Source organism: Fodinisporobacter ferrooxydans (assembly GCF_022818495.1).
GTDB classification, from domain to species: Bacteria; Bacillota; Bacilli; order Tumebacillales; family MYW30-H2; genus Fodinisporobacter; species Fodinisporobacter ferrooxydans.
The window spans coordinates 2,505,570-2,523,999 of the sequence record NZ_CP089291.1 but is presented as its reverse complement, the minus strand read 5'-3'; the positions used below and the strand labels follow the sequence as shown (position 1 = coordinate 2,523,999).

The 18,430-nt window shown below is 46.1% G+C and carries 13 protein-coding genes; 6 read left to right on the top strand and 7 right to left on the bottom strand.

What is annotated here, in order from left to right; all coding sequences use genetic code 11:
• Positions 1–17 precede the first annotated feature (17 nt).
• The 4 genes from LSG31_RS12010 to LSG31_RS11995 all read right to left on the bottom strand — a co-directional run bounded on the left by LSG31_RS12010 (position 18) and on the right by LSG31_RS11995 (position 5,447).
• A complete protein-coding gene (locus tag LSG31_RS12010) occupies positions 18–1,370 on the bottom strand; it encodes a sensor histidine kinase (RefSeq protein ID WP_347435347.1) in 1,353 nt (450 codons plus the stop codon).
• A 62-nt stretch (positions 1,371–1,432) separates the two neighbouring features.
• A complete protein-coding gene (locus tag LSG31_RS12005) occupies positions 1,433–2,650 on the bottom strand; it encodes an ABC transporter permease (protein WP_347435346.1) in 1,218 nt (405 codons plus the stop codon).
• The gene (locus tag LSG31_RS12000) at positions 2,647–3,375 is read right to left on the bottom strand and encodes an ABC transporter ATP-binding protein (protein ID WP_347435345.1); all 729 of its coding nucleotides are present in this window, start codon (positions 3,373–3,375) and stop codon (positions 2,647–2,649) included. Before LSG31_RS12000 ends, LSG31_RS12005 begins: the two co-directional genes overlap by 4 nt.
• Complete coding sequence (locus LSG31_RS11995) at positions 3,375–5,447, bottom strand: efflux RND transporter periplasmic adaptor subunit (RefSeq protein ID WP_347435344.1); 2,073 nt, start codon at positions 5,445–5,447, stop codon at positions 3,375–3,377. Before LSG31_RS11995 ends, LSG31_RS12000 begins: the two co-directional genes overlap by 1 nt.
• A 343-nt stretch (positions 5,448–5,790) precedes the next feature.
• Between LSG31_RS11995 and LSG31_RS11990 the strand changes: the two genes are divergently transcribed.
• A complete protein-coding gene (locus LSG31_RS11990; protein WP_347435343.1) occupies positions 5,791–7,359 on the top strand; it encodes a Na+/H+ antiporter NhaC family protein in 1,569 nt (522 codons plus the stop codon).
• 56 nt (positions 7,360–7,415) lie between these two features.
• Here the strand turns inward: LSG31_RS11990 and LSG31_RS11985 are convergent, their stop codons facing one another.
• Positions 7,416–8,405, bottom strand: a complete 990-nt coding sequence (locus tag LSG31_RS11985) for a Gfo/Idh/MocA family protein (protein ID WP_347435342.1) — start codon at positions 8,403–8,405, stop codon at positions 7,416–7,418.
• 151 nt (positions 8,406–8,556) lie between these two features.
• Between LSG31_RS11985 and LSG31_RS11980 the strand changes: the two genes are divergently transcribed.
• Complete coding sequence (locus LSG31_RS11980) at positions 8,557–9,309, top strand: hypothetical protein (RefSeq protein ID WP_347435341.1); 753 nt, start codon at positions 8,557–8,559, stop codon at positions 9,307–9,309.
• A 242-nt stretch (positions 9,310–9,551) separates the two neighbouring features.
• Here LSG31_RS11980 and gltB read toward each other — a convergent pair whose 3' ends face one another.
• Positions 9,552–14,153, bottom strand: a complete 4,602-nt coding sequence (gene gltB / locus LSG31_RS11975) for a glutamate synthase large subunit (RefSeq protein WP_347435340.1) — start codon at positions 14,151–14,153, stop codon at positions 9,552–9,554.
• 307 nt (positions 14,154–14,460) lie between these two features.
• Here gltB and gltC point away from each other — a divergent pair, with 307 nt between their 5' ends.
• The 4 genes from gltC to LSG31_RS11955 all read left to right on the top strand — a co-directional run bounded on the left by gltC (position 14,461) and on the right by LSG31_RS11955 (position 17,512).
• Positions 14,461–15,366 carry a glutamate biosynthesis transcriptional regulator GltC gene (gene gltC / locus LSG31_RS11970; protein ID WP_347435339.1) on the top strand — a complete coding sequence of 302 codons (906 nt, stop codon included), beginning with the start codon at positions 14,461–14,463 and terminating at the stop codon, positions 15,364–15,366.
• A 193-nt stretch (positions 15,367–15,559) separates the two neighbouring features.
• Complete coding sequence (locus LSG31_RS11965; protein ID WP_347435338.1) at positions 15,560–16,060, top strand: hypothetical protein; 501 nt, start codon at positions 15,560–15,562, stop codon at positions 16,058–16,060.
• Positions 16,057–16,968 (top strand): FAD:protein FMN transferase, encoded by a 912-nt coding sequence (locus LSG31_RS11960; RefSeq protein WP_347435337.1) that lies wholly within the window; start codon positions 16,057–16,059, stop codon positions 16,966–16,968. Before LSG31_RS11965 ends, LSG31_RS11960 begins: the two co-directional genes overlap by 4 nt.
• The gene (locus LSG31_RS11955) at positions 16,955–17,512 is read left to right on the top strand and encodes a ferric reductase-like transmembrane domain-containing protein (protein ID WP_347435336.1); all 558 of its coding nucleotides are present in this window, start codon (positions 16,955–16,957) and stop codon (positions 17,510–17,512) included. The genes LSG31_RS11960 and LSG31_RS11955 overlap by 14 nt, the downstream gene beginning before the upstream one ends.
• A 109-nt stretch (positions 17,513–17,621) precedes the next feature.
• Here LSG31_RS11955 and LSG31_RS11950 read toward each other — a convergent pair whose 3' ends face one another.
• Positions 17,622–18,305: a hypothetical protein gene (locus tag LSG31_RS11950; protein ID WP_347435335.1), complete on the bottom strand. Its 684-nt coding sequence runs from the start codon at positions 18,303–18,305 to the stop codon at positions 17,622–17,624.
• Between the last annotated feature and the right edge of the window lie 125 nt (positions 18,306–18,430).

Here is an 18,430-nt window from a genome sequence, read left to right as displayed (position 1 = left end):
GGTGTCTTTTGTCCTGATCATCTTTCATGATGAAAATTCTCATTGGTTTCCCCCAGCGGCAATGTTATCCAAACTTTCGTCCCCTGCCCCGCGGCACTTTTTACATGAACGGTTCCTCCGTGTCCCTCCGCAACCTGTCGTACAAAAGACAGACCGACTCCAGGGTGGTTTTTCGTGCTGTATCCGGTCTTCCAAATTCTTTTTACCCGATCTGCAGAAATACCGCAGCCGTTGTCTTCTACCTCTAATATTACTACTTTTGTCAACGTTTTTGCCCGCAAGACTATCCTTCCGTTTTCCCGTTCTTGAATGGCATCCAACGCGTTGTCAATCAAATTTACAATCGCTCGTGTCACCCTGATTTTATTGATGTAAAGACTCGTTTGGGTTTCTCCCTCCAATTCGATATCCACCGATACATTCGTACCGCTTAAACGACTCGCCCGAACATAATCGATGAGTTCGATCAGCTTGCACCAATCCTTTCGATCCTCGTACAAAATTTCTGAAACCATTCTGCTCATCGAATGAATGGAACCATAGATGGTTTGACAGTATTCTTGCATCTTGGGATCCGGCCATCGGATCTCCATCAATGAAACCAGTCCTTCGATCGTAGCAAGCGGTGTCTTAAGATCGTGGACCAGATGGAGAACTTCACGTCCCGACCGGGATTCCCGGGCTTCCAGTTGAGCTCTGTGCAGATCCTGCGAAATGGCCCACCTCTCCATGTATAAAACCAGGTAAATCCATAAAGTGATGGCACTGGCTACAAAGATCAGAAAAAACATATTGGCATAAAGCGCGAGAACCTGGCCAAATCCAATTTGCAGCGCCGCCTGTTTCACCTTCATCGATAAAGAACCGCGGCCAAAGCCATAGGGAGTAAAATAAGGAACTTGATTCAGCCAGGTAACACCAAAAATTAATTGGGAGAAAACCAGCAATTTCATCACCATATTTAATTTTTGTTTGCTTAATTTCTGCATGACCACGATCGTAAGCCACAGAAAAATATCTGTGGCTCCAAAATTATAGGTTAATGGTGTCAGCATATTGACGAAAACATAAGCGAGCGGCACGACGATCAGAGGGATCAGGGTTTTTAATTCGGATCGATTGAAGGCAGCGGCCATCCCGTCTCCCAACATGACCACACTGAGAAATTGGGGAATGGAGATGATGGTATTAATTGACACGATGAAAAAAGCACTCATCATTAATGCATTTCCATCTGTTTTGTGGTTCATCGTTTTAAGTAATTGATTCATTCCCACAAGTTGAGGGTTCAACGCATATGGAATCAAGATTCCCAACAAAAATAACCCGATCCCAATCCAAATTTTCCATGACCTAACCACTTTTTCCACCACATCACCACCGCCTACCATGTTATTTTAACATGAAATCGACATTTGGCGATGATATGTGCTTATTCATACCGCAATGCGTCAATCGGATTGAGTCGAGCCGCTTTCCGTGCCGGATAGACGCCAAAGACAACACCGACAAGCATCGAAAAGAAAAATGCATATAGAATGGGTGTAAGCGTAATGGTTGTTGTCATCATCCCTGTTTGGTTCATCAGTGCCGAAACGCCGACACCCAGCAATATCCCGATGATTCCGCCAAGTACGCTGAGCATCACCGATTCAATGAGAAATTGTGTAAGTATGATCCCCCGCGTGGCGCCAATCGCTTTGCGAATGCCGATTTCCCGCGTCCGTTCTGTAACGGACACCAGCATAATATTCATGATCCCGATTCCGCCGACAATCAGCGAAATCGCTGCAGCGCCTACCAGCAGCGCCACCATGACACGATTGACACTTTGTGCCGTATTTAAAATCTGTGCTTGTGAATTGATTGTAAAATCATCATCCGCTCCGGGTGCCAGATTGTGTTGGGCCCGCAGTGTCGCTTCGATATCAAATTGGGCTTGATTCATCAGGTCGGCCGATTTTGCGGAAACAAAGATCGTCCGTATTTTGGCAATGGTAAACAGCCGATTCATTTCGGTCGTGATGGGGATGATGATTCGGTCGTCGTTGTTCGTCATGCCCTGGCTGCCTTGGCTTTCCAAAACACCGACAACGGTAAATGGCATCTGATTGATTTCTATGATCTTTCCGACCGGATTTGCATTTGCGCTTCCAAATAAATTTTGTACAACGGTCGTACCCAGAACGGCCACGTTTGCCTGGCCATTGACTTCAAACTTGTTAAAAAAGCGTCCGTTCTGCACATTCGCGCTTCGTACATGGGGATAATCCGCCGTCGAGCCTTCAATGGCAGTCGAATAGTTTTGATTTCCGTAAACGACTTGTGCCGATTTATTGACATCCGGCGCTACCCCGGCAATCGAACTTTGTTTGCCGATCGCATTGGCATCATCCAGTGTCAACGTATCCAAAGAACCGGCTCCCATGCTGACACCGCCTTGTTTTGCCTGTCCGGGCATGACGATCAACAGATTGCTGCCGAGCCCTTGAATTCTGGACGATACACTCGCGGAAGCTCCCTGCCCGATCGCCACCATCGCAATCACCGCAGCAACGCCGATGATAATCCCAAGCATGGTTAAAATGGAGCGCATGGTGTTGGATTTTACACTGCGAAACGCAACGTTTATACTTTCCAAAACATTCATGATCGCACCACCTCCGGATGGTACGCCAGCCGCCGCACTTCCACAAGCTGATCCTCCTCAATCCGCCCGTCCCGAAAGCGGACGATCCGCTTGGCGTACTCTGCGATATCCGGCTCGTGTGTGACAAGAATCACCGTTTTGCCTGCATCATTTAAATGTTGAAAAATGCTCATGATTTCGTTGCTGGTGTTCGTATCCAGTGCTCCTGTAGGTTCATCAGCCAACAGGATCAAAGGATTGTTGACCAAGGCTCTGGCGATAGACACCCGCTGCTGTTGCCCGCCGGACAATTCGTTCGGCTTGTTCCACAGCCGCTCTCCCAAGCCCACATCCTGCAAAGCTGCGATCGCCCGTTCTCTCCGTTCGCGCACCGGCACTCCAGAATACATCAAGGGCAATTCCACATTTTCTACAGCAGTCGTTCTCGGCAATAGATTAAAGCTTTGGAATACAAATCCAATCTTCTGATTGCGAATAAACGCCAAATCATCGTCATGTGCAGTTGAAATACGATAATTGTCCAGCATGTATTCGCCAGATGTCGGTTTATCCAAACATCCCAACACATTCATCATCGTCGATTTGCCGGACCCGGACGGCCCCATGATGGCAACAAACTCACCTTCATGAATTGTCAGGCTGACATCCCTTAGTGCTTGAATCTGTTGATCTCCAATTTGGTACATCTTGCGCAAGTCGTCAATTTGAATCAGCGGTTGTTTCATCAATTTCCTCGACCTCCACCGAAGCCGCCAGGGCCGCCGCCGAATCCAGGACCTCTGCCGGCAAACCCTTTATTGTTGCTGCTTCCTGTGTTCTGGAACGTAACGACGACTTGATCTCCTTCCTTTAAACCAGATAAAATCTCTACTTTATTGGAACTATAATAGCCGATTTGGACAGATTGGAAATGCGTTCCGCTCGTACTTGCAGCATTGGATTTGCTTCCTGATTTGCCGGATTGGCCGGCGCCCGGATTGGCAGCCTGGCTGCCCGACTTGCCGGTGGATCCATTTGCTTGTACGAGTACGCCATCCTGCCCATTCACTTCTTTTAACGCCATGGATGGAACATACAGAACATTTTTATGATCTCCGACTTGAATCGTTACATTTGCCGTCATGCCTGGTTTCAACAATCCTTCACGATTATCGACGGATAATAAGACATCGTACGTAGTAACGCCATTCGATGTGGTGGCTTCCGGATACACCAAGAGAACTTTGCCGTTAAAGGATTTGTTTTGAAACGTGCTGGTACTGAACGTTGCATTCATGCCGCTTTTTATTTTTCCGATATCTGTTTGGCTGACTTGCGCCATGACTTGCAGATCCGTGGAATTGGAATCGTCCAGTACGATTAATCCAGGGCCGATTGCCGACGTACTGCTGGACGATGCGGCATTCGTCATTTCTCCAGGGTGACCGTTCACCTGTGTTACCACACCGTCAATCGGCGCTTTCAATACAAAATTGTCAAGAGCTTTTTGCTGTTGCTGGAGTTGTGCCTGCGCCTGATCCACCGCTGCCTGTGCCTGTTGAATCGTTGCGGCATCCGGGGATGCCATCGTCTGATCCAATTGGGCCTGCGCCTGATCAACCGCTGCCTGCGCTTCCTTGACGGCATTGCTATCCGGCGGAGCTTGCAATTGGTTCATCTGGGCAACCGCTTGATCATACGAAGACTGTGCCTGATCCAGGTTATTTTTTGATTGATCCAGTTGCGCTTTGGCGCTGGTACGATCGTTATAACTCTGCACAGCTGTGCTATACGCTTGTTGGGCCGCTTTCAGATTGGACTGTTCTTGCTGAACAGTAGCCTGTGCTTGTGTGACAGTCGCCTGATCTTGCACAATCACATTCGCATCCGTTCCCGCTTGCAGTGTTGCCAAATTGTTTTCCGCATTGGCCAAACTCGCTTCCGCTTGGCTTATCGCATTCATATTGGACAAATATTGGCTGGAACTCCCGCCAAGACCCAGTTGTTGTTGGGCATTGGATAATTGGCTGCGGGCTGCATTCACCGCCTCTTGGGCTGCATACAACTGGGATGCCGTCGGCCCTTCTTTCGCCTGTGTCAATTTTGCATTAGCCGAATCGAGCGCCGCTTGCGCATTTTTTAATTGTGTAGTCGCCTGATCGACTTGATTTTGCGCGCTTGTCAGTGTTTGCTGGTCCGCCGAACGATCATTATAAATGGCCAGTTGGTCCTGATAGGCTGTCTTTGCGCCATCAAGCGCCGCTTTTGCTTTTTCCACACTGGTCTCTTGTACGGCGAGCGCCTGCGGTGTGGCACCTTCCTTGGCCTGTGCAAGCCTGGCTTGTGCCGCTTCCAGGTTGGCCTTTTGTTGTGCGATTGCTTGTGCTGTCGATCCTTCCGATGCTTTGGCCAGCTGTGCCTGTGCAGCGCTTAGGTTTGCCTGTGCACTGGCAACCTGCGCTTGTTGGGTTCGGTTGTCGAGTGTCGCCAAGACCTGACCGGCTTTCACTTTGTCACCGACTTTTACATTCAGGGCCGTTAATTTGCCAGTTCCGGCAGAGAAGTTCAAGTTCACTTGTGTTGCTGCCTGGATGGTTCCCGAAGCGGAGACTGTCTCAGTCACATCTCCCCGCTGGACCGTGACCAACCGCATATTTGCCATCGTGTTTTTGGGTGATGCAACTTTTTCATATATCCCAAATGCACTCCCTGCAACCAACAAACCGGCCAATCCAATCGCAATCCATTTCTTTTTCCGTCGTACGATGGATCCATTCGCAAAATTGGGTTCTATTTCCTTGCTTGATATCTCCGCCATGTCCTTTCTGTCCCCATTCTCTACATTCATCGAATTTCATGCAAATATGTACGATTTACCATATTACACTCCTGCATATGCTTTGCTCGAGCCCTACTCGTGCTTTACCCGAATTCTGCTCGAAAAATTGCTTCTTCTATATTTGCTGCCTCTGTTGCCCATTTTAAAGCTTGATGCTGAAATGACTTTGAAATGTAGCTGAAAGAATGCTGAATGTTTCAAATGCCTGAAAGTTGCATGCGGCTGATCGATTTTTGCAGTATAAATTTCCTTTCATGGAGAAACCTAGGTGTTGTAACTATTTTTCAAACCGATCGTTCGACTGGGGAAAGGTGGAAAACATATGTACGGGACATTTTGGTCCATTTTGCCGTTTCTGATTGTGATACCATTATCGATGATCACGCGGCAAGTACTGCCGGGGTTAATGGTGGGATTGTTGGTCGGCTCCTATATGCTGCATCCAAGTGTATTGGGAGGAATTCAAGCGACACTTGCCTATATACTGAAAGAACTGTCGGTGTCCGACAACTTGCGCCTGATCGTTTTCCTGTATGGATTTGGCGCTTTTGTTGGCTTGGTTCGTGTTACAGGAGGTGTGACCGGATTTACGAAATGGATGGAGACTCGGATTCACTCCATTCGTGGAGCGTTTGCGGTTACTTGGTTATCTTCCCTGATTACATTTATGGCGCCAGATTTTCGGATTATTACGGTAGCGCCTGTAATGAAACAGATATTCGGCAAACTAAACGTGCCAAATTCGAAAGTGGCATTTGCAATCGATGTGACATCAACGCCATTTATCGCTCTCGTTCCGCTCGGAACAGCATTTGTCGGCTACATGGTCGGATTAATTGCTACAAGCATGCGCCATAATGCCGTTGCAAGCTCTGCCTATCATGTATTTCTGGTAAGTATTCCATTTAATTTCTTCTCCATTGTCATACTTTTGTTCGGCCTGTATAAAACTTTTTTTTCCAAGACAGATGTTCGTTCATCGGTGAAGTCGGGTGAGAATTCCAAAGATCGGCCTGCAAAAGGTTCGATGCAACTCGCAGCCGAAAACCGAATCCGAATCGTATCACAGTTTGCAAATGCTGAGACCGCTTCGGAATTCGGTATACTGTCGAAGAAACAAAACATACAAAATTCTTCACATGGGAAAGATCCAAATGAAGACTCGTTTCCCGATCCGGTCGAGCTGGTTTCGGAAAAAATACCGCCGAACATGAAGAACTTGTCGATCCCATTATTTGTATTGTTGAGTTTGACTTTGTTTATGACTTGGTGGGATGGCCATTTTCGCGCACCGTCGTTTTTGGCCGCATTGGCAAATGCAAACGCGGCCAAAGCAATGTTGGAAGCGCTGCTGATCACCCTGTTTTTTAGCATTGTATGGTACATATTTCAAAGGCAACCGATCAGCCGGACGATGTTCGGATTTTTAGCCGGCGGCAATGAGATGATGGGCGTGATTGTCCTCTTGGTTTTGGTATGGTCGATCTCGGCAGTATCTTCCGATCTGGGGTTCACCAATTACATGGAGCGAACGATCGGGCATCTGGTGCCGCCTGTGTTCATCGCACCTGTATTGTTTTTATTCGGCTGCCTGATTTCCTATGTAATCGGCTCTTCTTTTGGCACATGGGGCATGCTTTTGCCTTTGGGATTTTCACTGGGAACAAGCACACATGCATATTTGCCCTTGATCGCCGGAGCTGTTTTTGCCAGCGGTACCTTCGGTGGATTTGCATCGCCGTTAAGTGATAATACAGTAGCAATGGCAACCGTTATGAAACTCCCGCTGATGCAGTATGCGAATGCGAAACTGAAAGCTTCCATACTGGCCGTTGTCGTTTCCGCGATCTTGTATGCCGCTGTCGGTTTTTTCCTGCCGAAACAGATCTAGGGAAAAAGGCCCATGTAGAAGAAAGATTCAAGGAGAAGGAGAAGCAATTCATTGTATCATGAATGAATATCCGCAGGGTAAATCAGCCCGATTTCTTTTCTCACCGCATCCAGCACATCCATCACTTGCAAGGAAAGCATGTGAGAATGTGCACTCGATTCCGGCGAATCCGATTTGATCCGTTCCAGAAATTCATTGATTTCGTAGAACATACTATAGTCTGACTGCTGTTGAGTAAGATCTTCAACTTCTCCAGTGTTGTAAATAATTTCAATTTTACCGGGAGCACTGATCTTATCGATCATCATGCTCCCTTTTTCACCTTGGATTTCCGTTGGAATTGCTGAATTGGTGATCTTCGAATGAATAAGAACTGCTTCCATATCCTTATACTGCAAGCAAATGCTTCCTTGCCCATCGACACCGGATTCCAGGAAAAGGGCATTTGCCATCATGCGATCGGGCGCACCAAACAGCGAAATGACCGGATACATACAATAGACACCCAGATCCATCAAAGATCCGTTAGAAAATTCGGGATTAAACGTGTTAGGATTGTTTCCGGCTTTGTACAAATCATAACGGGAAGAGTATTTGCAAAAGGTTCCGAAAAATCTTCGTATTTTCCCTATTTTATAAAGATTGTCTTGTACTGCTTTAAAATTCGGCAAATAGATCGATTTCATGGCTTCCATCAATCGCACTTTATTTTCATTCGCTGCATGAATCATTTTCGTCAATTCGTTTCGATTGGACGCGATAGGTTTTTCACATAATACATGCTTTTTATTCTGCAAAAACAGAATGGTTTGCTCCGCATGGAAGGAATTTGGACTGGCAATGTATACTGCGTCAATCAAATCGGATGCAGCCATTGCGTGCAGATCTGTAAATATATGTTCCACGGAATATGCAGCAGCAAAGCGTTTCGCTCGTTCTTCCGTTCTGGAGTAGATCGCATGTAAAGAAAAATCTTCGCAGACGCTTGCACATTTGATAAATTCTTCTGTTATCGAACCGGTGCCAATTATTCCAAAGCGAATCATGTTACTTCTCCTCTCCTGCTCTCCAAATGCATAGCGATTGTTTCATAAATGGAAACACATATTCTTACCATAATTTGTAAATAAAAACCGGAATGAATGATGACAAGTAGGTAAATATAAGTGTAAAATGCACGGAAAGTGTGGTTTTCAAATGAGTGACAATATCATCAAAAATACATGTCAAACCTTAACGCTTCCACTTTATGCAATGATTCATGATTCTGTTGTACAAGCCCTAAAAGCATCAAGGGTGGCACGCCCGGTTGCATTGGCCATTATCGAACAAATTCCTAAGGTATCAGTCAGCGCAAATGAACAAAAGGAACTGGAAAAAGCGCAGGGTCTCATTCAATTGGAAGACAGTTTTGGTTCAGGAAATTTTTATATTATTGATGCCGGGTCGAATCAAGCACTTGTATGTACAGAGCAAAAACATGCAGATTATCTGGATCAACTGATGAAAAGCCACTCGGATCAAGACTTTTTGCCCAAAGATCAATCCGATGATCAACAAAATAAAAACCAAAACAATAATCAAAACAATAGCCAAAATCAGGTTCAAAATCAAATGCCAAATCAAATGCAGAATCAAAATCAGTCTCAACAAAACCAAATGCAAAACCAGTCTCAGCAAAACCAGCCTCAGGATCAGGACGTGCTATTAAAATTACAGGTCATTGATTGGATTCTTAAAGGAAATGAACAGAAGCAAAAACAAGGAACGATTAAAGTCGGTCAAACAAAACAAAACAATGATCAAAATTTCATTCAGAAAATGGCGCTTTTTGAAATTATGCAAGGAAAAGATGCGACAGAAGTTTTAAAAAATATGCAAATGCTTCATATGATGGAAGATCTGTCAGGGAAACAAAATTTGAATCAAGGACACTTTAATCTTTTTTAACTTTATAATACGGAAGTTTTTTATAATTCTTTTTTCTAAAAAATATAAACAAGATCAATAAAACGACAACAACAATGATTCCTATAATCCAGAACATCTTCATGAAATCCAATCACCACTTTCCTGATAATTCCTTACCATTTTGAACCAAGACTGAAAAAATATACATGATATTCAGTTACTTGACAGCAAAATGGGGAGCAAGACAAGCTTGCTCCCCCATTTCCATTCCTAACATACGCTTAATTGAAAACAGGTTCCAATTCTTTCTTCACAGTTTTTTTGCTGCTGTGTTTCTTATGATTCTGTTCAAATGAAACAAAAATGGCTTCTTCACGACTGATTCCCGTTTGCTCCAGTTGTCGAATCGATTCCAGCATTTTCTTGTATTCTTTTGGCATCACTTTGACTAGTGTTTTGACGGTTTGCTGCCATTGATCCAAAAGATCTTGTGCATATTGACTGCCTGTATATTGTACGTGCTTTTCGATCATATGCTTTACTTCGGCGATTTCTGTCGGATCTTGCAACGTTTCCAACAAGACCATTTCCAGATTGCAGCGCTCGGCAAACGCATCAGCGTCATCCGCCAGCACATAGGCAATACCACCCGACATGCCGGCAGCAAAATTTTTGCCGACCTGGCCAAGAATGACAACGCGCCCGCCTGTCATATATTCACAGCCATGATCGCCAATGCCTTCAACGACAGCATGAATTCCGCTGTTCCGGACACAGAACCGCTCTCCGGCTCTTCCGCGGATATACGCTTCACCGGCAGTCGCGCCATAAAAAGCTACGTTGCCGATGCTCGTATTTTCCTCCGGGACAAATGTTGCGTTTGCAGGCGGATAGACAATCATTTTGCCGCCGGAGAAGCCTTTGCCCACATAGTCGTTGGCATCTCCCTCCAACGTCAATGTAATGCCTTTGGGAACAAATGCGCCAAAACTTTGTCCCGCCGAACCTTTGAAATTCAGTCGAATCGTATCTTCCGGCAGACCATCTGCGCCGAATCGCTTGCTCACTTCGCTTCCCAGGATCGTACCAGCAACCCGATCGCTGTTTTTGATCGGCAGATTCACTTCGACAGGTGTTTTGCCGTCAAGTGCCGGCTGGCAACGTTTGAGAATCTCCCTGCGATCAAGTGTTTCCTCCAGTTTGTGATCCTGCTTGTGCTGATGGTATCTGCCCACTTCAGCAGCTACATCCGGTTGATGCAACAGTGTTGAGAGATCGAGATATTTTGCTTTCCAGTGTGTTTTCACACGCTCGCTAACTATCAGTACATCACTGCGGCCAACCATTTCTTCCACTGTGCGGAAACCTAATTCCGCCATGATCTCACGTACTTCTTGGGCGATAAATCGCATAAATGTGACGACATGCTCCGGCTCGCCCTTAAACTTCTTGCGCAGTTCCGGATTTTGCGTTGCGACACCTGCAGGGCAGGTATCAAGATGACAAACACGCGCCATTACACATCCCATAGCGACAAGCGGTGCGGTCGCAAAGCCAAATTCTTCAGCTCCCAGCAGTGCGGCCATGATGACATCGCGGCCTGTCATCAATTTGCCGTCCGTCTCCAATACGACACGATCCCGCAACTGATTCAGCAGAAGCGTTTGATGCGTTTCCGCCAATCCGAGTTCCCAAGGCATCCCGGCATGCTTGATACTCGTCCGGGGCGATGCGCCTGTGCCGCCTTCGTGTCCGCTGATTACAATCACATCCGCAAGGCCTTTTGCGACGCCTGCCGCAATCGTTCCGACGCCTGCTTTGGAAACCAATTTCACGCTGATTCTTGCGCTTGGATTGGAATTTTTCAGGTCATATATCAATTGCGCAAGATCTTCAATCGAATAAATATCATGATGCGGAGGTGGTGAAATCAGACCAACTCCCGGCGTTGAACCGCGCACTTCAGCGATCCATGGATATACTTTATTCCCTGGCAGTTGCCCGCCTTCTCCCGGTTTTGCGCCTTGTGCCATTTTGATTTGAAGTTCATCGGCATTCACCAGATAATAGCTGGAAACCCCAAACCGTCCGGATGCGACCTGTTTGATTCCGCTGCGGCGGGAATCCCCATTGGCATCCGGCACAAACCGTTTCGCATCTTCTCCGCCTTCTCCGCTGTTGCTTTTGCCGCCCAGCCGGTTCATGGCAATCGCCAAAGCTTCATGTGCTTCCTGGCTTAACGCGCCATAGGACATGGCGCCTGTTTTGAAACGTTGGCAAATCGACTCGACCGATTCGACTTCATCAATTGGCACGGGTGTCCGGTCTGTACGGAAATCGAACAGGTTGCGCAAGAATGCCAACTGCTCCTCGTTTGCCATTTTCGTATATGTTTTAAATTGTTCATAGTCCTCTTGGCGGCATGCCCGCTGCAGCGTGTGCACAGTTGTCGGATTGAATGCGTGATGCTCGCCGTTTCTGCGCCATTGCAGTTCTGTACCGACATCCAGTTGATCCTTCGCGCTTTCCGAATGGTATGCCTGTTCGTGGCGGATCAGCGATTCTTTGGCGATTGTTGCCAGATCAATTCCGCTAATTTGTGAAGAAGTTCTTGTAAAATAACGGTCGATTACCGTTGTGCTGATCCCGATCGCTTCAAAGATTTGTGCGCCGCGATAACTTTGAATCGTCGAAATCCCCATTTTCGACATAACTTTGACGACGCCTTTTGTCGCTGTAGAAATAAATGCTTGCACAGCTTCCGAATGCGTGACACCTTGCAGGACATTGCCATGGATCAATTCTTTGAGTGTCGCAAGCGCCAGATACGGATAAATGGCATCTGCACCATAGCCGATTAACATGGAGAATTGATGCACATCACGCGGTTCTCCCGATTCGACGATCATGCTTACTTTTGTGCGTGTGCCGCTTGCAACCAAATGGTGATGAAGACCGCTGACGACGAGCAGTGCAGGGATTGCCGCCAAATCCTGATTGATTCCGCGGTCGGAAAGGACAAGCAGCGTATGGCCTTCTGCAATCGCTTTGTCAGCTTGGGCAAATACAGCATGAAGCGCCTTTTCCAGTTGTTGCTCTCCATCGGCAACCGGAAACAGGATGGAAAGAGTTTTTACCTTAAATTCCGGATACGGATTCTGTACCAGCTTTGCAAACTCCTCATCCGCAAGAATCGGCTGTTCCAACCGGATTTTCCGGCAACTGTTCGGATCTGTCGCAAGCAGATTTCCTTCTGCCCCCAGTGTAGTCATCGTTGAAACCACACACTCTTCCCGAATGGCGTCAATCGGCGGATTCGTTACCTGTGCAAACGACTGTTTGAAATAGTTGTATAACAGTTGCGACCGGTCTGATAAAACGGCCAAAGGCGTATCGATCCCCATGGAACTGATCGGATCTTTATGTTCCGAAACCATCGGCGCCAGGTTCTTTTGCAATTCTTCCTGCGTATAACCAAACGCTTTTTGCAATTGAAAAATCGTTTTGTCATCCAAATCTGCAGTTGCTTTTGCTGCCGGCAGATCGGCAATGGACAGCAACGATTGATCCAGCCACTCACGGTACGGATATTGCTTCGCCACTTGTTCTTTGATTTCCTCATCGGCAATGATCCGTCCTTCTTCCAGATCGACCAAAAGCATGCGTCCGGGGCTGAGCCGACCCTTCCGAATGATGGTTTCTTCCGGTACATCCAGCACGCCGACTTCCGATGCAAAAATGATCGTATCGTCATTCGTCACATAGTAACGAGCCGGACGAAGACCATTGCGATCCAAAATCGCCCCAATCTGTTTGCCGTCAGTAAAGGAAATTGCCGTCGGTCCATCCCAAGGCTCCATCAAGCAGCTATGGTACTCATAAAACGCTTTTTTCGGGTCGGACATTTGTGCGTCCTGATCCCAAGGTTCCGGAATCATCATCATCGCCACATGCGGGAGAGAACGGCCGGCCAGGTAGAAGAATTCAAAACAATTATCTAAAACAGCAGAATCGCTGCCTTCCATATCGATAATCGGCAATACTTTTTGGATGTCCGCACCGAACACTTCCGATTGGAACATTTGTTCCCGCGCCTGCATCCAATTGATATTCCCCTGCAACGTATTAATTTCTCCGTTGTGAATCAAATAACGGTTTGGATGCGCCCGCTCCCAGCTTGGAAACGTGTTCGTACTGAAACGGGAATGGACAATTGAAAATGCCGATGTATATGCCTGATCCTGCAGATCCCGATAAAAATCAGTCAATTGGTTTGGCGTCAAAAGCCCTTTGTAGACAATCGTCCGGCTGGACATGCTGCATACGTACACGCCTTTATGCGCCATTATTTCAAATTGCTTGCGAATGATATACAGTTTCCGTTCAAAAGCCATTGCATCCTTTGTGCCTTCGCTTGCACCGATAAATACTTGACGAATGCATGGCTTGCTTTCTTTTGCAGTCTTGCCAATCTTGGAATCATCCAAAGGCACTGTCCTCCAGCCTAACAACTGCTGGCCTTCTGCTGCAATGATCGATTCCAGCTGTTTTTCAGCGTTCGCACGTTGCATCGGATCCAACGGCAAAAAGAGCATGCCCACACCGTATTTTCCCTGCACAGGCAAGTCAATCTTCTCTTTTGCAAGAGCTTTTCTAAAGAAATCATGCGGAATTTGGGTCATGATGCCGGCACCGTCACCGGTTTCCGGATCACTTCCCTGTGCGCCGCGATGTTCAAGCCGAATCAGCATTGTGAGACCGTTTTGCACCATTTCATGTGACGCGATTCCTTTCAGATTTGCGATAAATCCGATTCCACACGCGTCATGTTCATGCAGCGGATTATATAAACCTTGTTTCTCCGGCAATCCATTCATTCTCATCGTTCAGATCCCCACTCCCTCAAATCTTATAGAGGATGTTCAAAAAGTAGTCAAAACTCCTTGCGTCTTACTTAACCACTTTTTGAACACACACTACTATCTCTCATAAGTTGCAACGATACGATTTGCATCACATCGATTTTGTCGGAATTGTTAAGTCTAAATTTTTAAAAATTTCTTTATATATTTGTCATGTATGAAGCATTTATTTATTCTTATTGTAATGTTTCATCATTCATACAAACAATATATAATTCAGATAAAAACGATCTCAAAATGAGATCGATTAAGATTGGGATGTGTTTTCATGGAATTGCGGCAGATCAAATATTTTATTGAAGTAGCGAAACGCGAACACGTTTCAGAAGCGGCAGACGCTTTGCATGTGGCCCAATCTGCGGTGAGCCGGCAAATTGCCAACCTGGAGTCAGAGTTGGGGATTGAATTATTTATCCGTGAAGGGCGGAATGTCCGGCTCACTGCAATCGGCAAGGTATTTTTAGAACATATGGAAACGGCGATGAATGAGATCGAAAAAGCCAAACAGGAAATCGATGAATTTCTGGATCCCCAAAAAGGGATGATTCGCGTCGGGTTTCCCAGCAGCCTCGCTTCCCATACGTTGCCGACTGTGATTTCTGCCTTCCGCGACAAATATCCGGGCATTGGTTTCCAACTGCGGCAAGGTTCCTATCGATATCTGATCGAATCCGTTATTAAAGGCAGCATTGACTTGGCTTTCGTAGGGCCGGTACCGACGAATGAAAAAGACATCAAAGGGCATATCCTGTTCGTGGAACGGATTGTCGCTCTATTGTCATCCGATCATGTTTTGGCCGACCGCCCTTCCCTTCGTCTAAGTCAATTGCGAGATGACTCGTTTGTGCTGTTCCCGCCCGGGTTCATCCTGCGGGACATCGTCGTAGGCGCATGCAAGCAAATGGGGTTTGAACCAAAAGTATCGTTTGAGGGAGAAGACATCGATGCGATCAAAGGGCTCGTCGCTACGGGACTTGGAATCACACTTCTGCCGGAAGTGACGCTGATTGACAGCAAGCCGCGGACAACGGTCGCAATCCCTGTCATCGATCCCAATGTGACGCGAACGGTTGGCGTCATCATCCCGCGCTATCGGGAACTGCCTCCATCGGAAAAATTGTTTTACAATTTTCTGAAGGAGTTTTTTGCAGTTCTCAATCAATTTAGTCAGTAGCTTTCAGTAAATTCTACAATAAAAATAAACCTCTGCCTTCCCTATTCGCACGTTTAAAATCCATAATTTTCCCTGACTTTTCAAAGAAAAATCTAAAATTTCTGCTCCATACTGTACAACAACGGCAACCAAACTACGATCAGCATTGACCACATAGAAAGATTTTCGAAATCGGTAGGGGAGGCATTTTATCATGAATAAAAAAGTTTTTATCAACTGGGCGGTTCGTTTAAGCAGTGTAGCAGCTGTAGCAATCATCGCCGGCAATTTGGGCACACAAGGCGCGGCTGCATCTGCTCATGGATTCGGCAATGCGAATCATCAGCAAGCATTGCGCCAGAATTTAAAAAATAATCAATCAAGTCCTTCAAGCAGTGCAAACGGACAATCTGTCAGTTCATCAAAAAATGATTCAGCGAGTATCGGCAGCAGTTCCGACAATCAAGTAAACGACAACTCGAATACTACGGGGAACGATTCGACCTCATTGAATAACTCCAATGATCCATCTGTTGCTCAAGCAAACAGCGGTGGCCAATCCAATGATCCATCTGTTGCTCAGTCAACCATCAATGGCCAATCCAATGATCCATCCAGTGTCAGCAGTGGAGTATACAATCAGCAAGCGAGCGGCAACGGTGGATTCTATCCATCGGGCGGCTATCGTTCCCATACGAGGACACGTGCGTCATGAATCAGCTATCTTTTACATTTCGAGCTATGAATACGCAAGTAGAACTGCTGTTAGAGCCATATGAACAGCAAGCATTCGAAAAAGAGGAACTCTGCACGTATATTCAATTGTTATTTCAGCAAGTGGAACATATCTGCAGCCGCTTTTTACCGGAAAGTGAGCTATCCATATTAAATCGAACAACGGAACGGGACATGCCGCTGTCCCCATTATTATTCGAAGTGCTGATCAATGCGTATAATGCATGGAAATATACAGACGGCATGTTCAATCCGTGCCTGCTGCCGCAATTGGAAGCAGCCGGATATGACAAATCCATGGAGAACATCACCGACTCGGAAGACAAGCTGCCAATGCATCCATTTTTTGCGTATGCAAAGCTTCCTTTCGAGATCGATACAAACCGTAAGACAGTGCGTCTTTCTCAAGGCATGAAGATCGACCTGGGCGGGATCGCAAAAGGCTGGACAGTCGATCATGCAGCAGACTATCTGAAACAGTTCGGAGCTGGATTTATCAACGCTGGCGGCGATCTTCGCGTTTTTGGCGATCGTGATGAATTCTGGCATATAGGGGTCGAAAATCCCTTTGATCCAAATAAGGATCTTGGGACGCTCGCCATTCGAAATGGAGCTGTGGCCACATCGTCGACATGGAAAAGGCGCTGGAAAAGAGGCGGGAATTGGATGACTCATTTAATCGATCCACGCACCGGCAGACCGACACAAAGTGAAATCGTCTCCGCCACAGTAACCGCACCTACCGCCAAGGAAGCGGATGTTTGGGCTAAAACAGTGTTGCTTTTGGGTGTGGAGCAAGGGACGAAATTTGTGCAGGAGCGACAAGCACAGGCTGTGCTTGTGGATCAAAATCAGCAAGTAAGGAGTGTTCCAAGTGGATTTGCTTAATACATGGTATTTAACACGGGCAGCCGGCATCACTTCTTATGTTTTGCTTTCGCTGTCCGTCATGTCGGGATTATATGGGCTCGTTCGCAAGAAACATGGCCAAAGCCCCGGTATATATCCGTTGTTGCACACTGCGCTCGCGAATTGGGCGATGTATATTGCGATGTTCCATGTCGCAATTTTATTCTTTGATCAGTACACGAACTTTACATGGAAAGATATTTTGGTGCCATTTGCTACGACGTATAAAACCATACCAATGGCGATCGGCATCATTGGATTTTATCTGTTAATTGCCACGATACTCACAACCGAGATGCGCAACAAGATCGGCGTGAAAATCTGGCGAAAACTGCACATGTTGTCTCCGATCGTTTATATAATGGTAACGCTGCACGGGTTATGGATCGGTACTGACAGCAAGACAACCGGGTCGTTCGGCATGTATGTGATTTCAATTTTCGGCGTTTTGTTGTTGCTATTTCTGAGGTTTAAACGGTCCCGCCAACAAGTATTGAAATATCCCCGAGGAACGATGAATTGACAAATTACACGAAAATACAAAATAAATAAAAATAAATGAAATCATCGGTTGAAGAATTATGGGCTGAACGTAAAAACAGGCGGGGATATACCCCGCCTGTTTTTATTTCCTATTTTAGTACATTTGCCGCTTGCTGTTCGTATTGAAGAAGCTGTTGTTTTTCTTGAATCACTTGTTGTTTTAAAGCAATTTCTTTCGTCAGGACGGAATGCAAATCAGCAAAGTTCTTGGACTGGCGGTCTGCTTTCGCTTGTTGGAACAGACCTTTTTGCTGTTGCGCCAATTGCTTCAGTTGTTGCTCTGCCGTCTTTTCTTGTTGCCTAATGGGTTTCAATTGACTCCAAATCGCTTGATTTCCTTGGCGAGTCTGTTTTAATGTCTGCAAATCTCCTTGAATCGAATTTTTTTGCGTTTGAATTTGATCGCGAATGGATTGAATCTGCTGTTTCAAGCTGGCGATTGCCGTTTGATCTTTTTTCGCTTTCGCATCTTTTAGCTGTACATACAACGGCTTCAATTGCTGGCGAAGGCTTTTGATATTCTCAAATACGCCCTTTACTTTCGCTACTTCATCTTTATTTACCGGGGTAATTTTCCCTGTTAAGGCCTGTTTGTTCGCTTGTTGTTGCTGTTTGATCTGCTGGTTCAACGTTTGCATCTGTGTTTGCAATTGTTTCAATGTGCTTTGATCTGCCTGAACCGTGGAGTTATTTGTCGCTGCGAATGCGGATGTGGCACCAACGGTTACCATAGATGCAATACCTAACGTTGCAAAAGCAATTCTCCATTTCATACGAATTTCCTCCTTTAGTCAAGCCACTAATTGGCTTGCTGATCCTGACTTGCTTGACTGATCTTTTCTTTCCGCCAATCACTTGGCTTTCGTATTTACATGTCCTACTATATCGCTAGATTTTG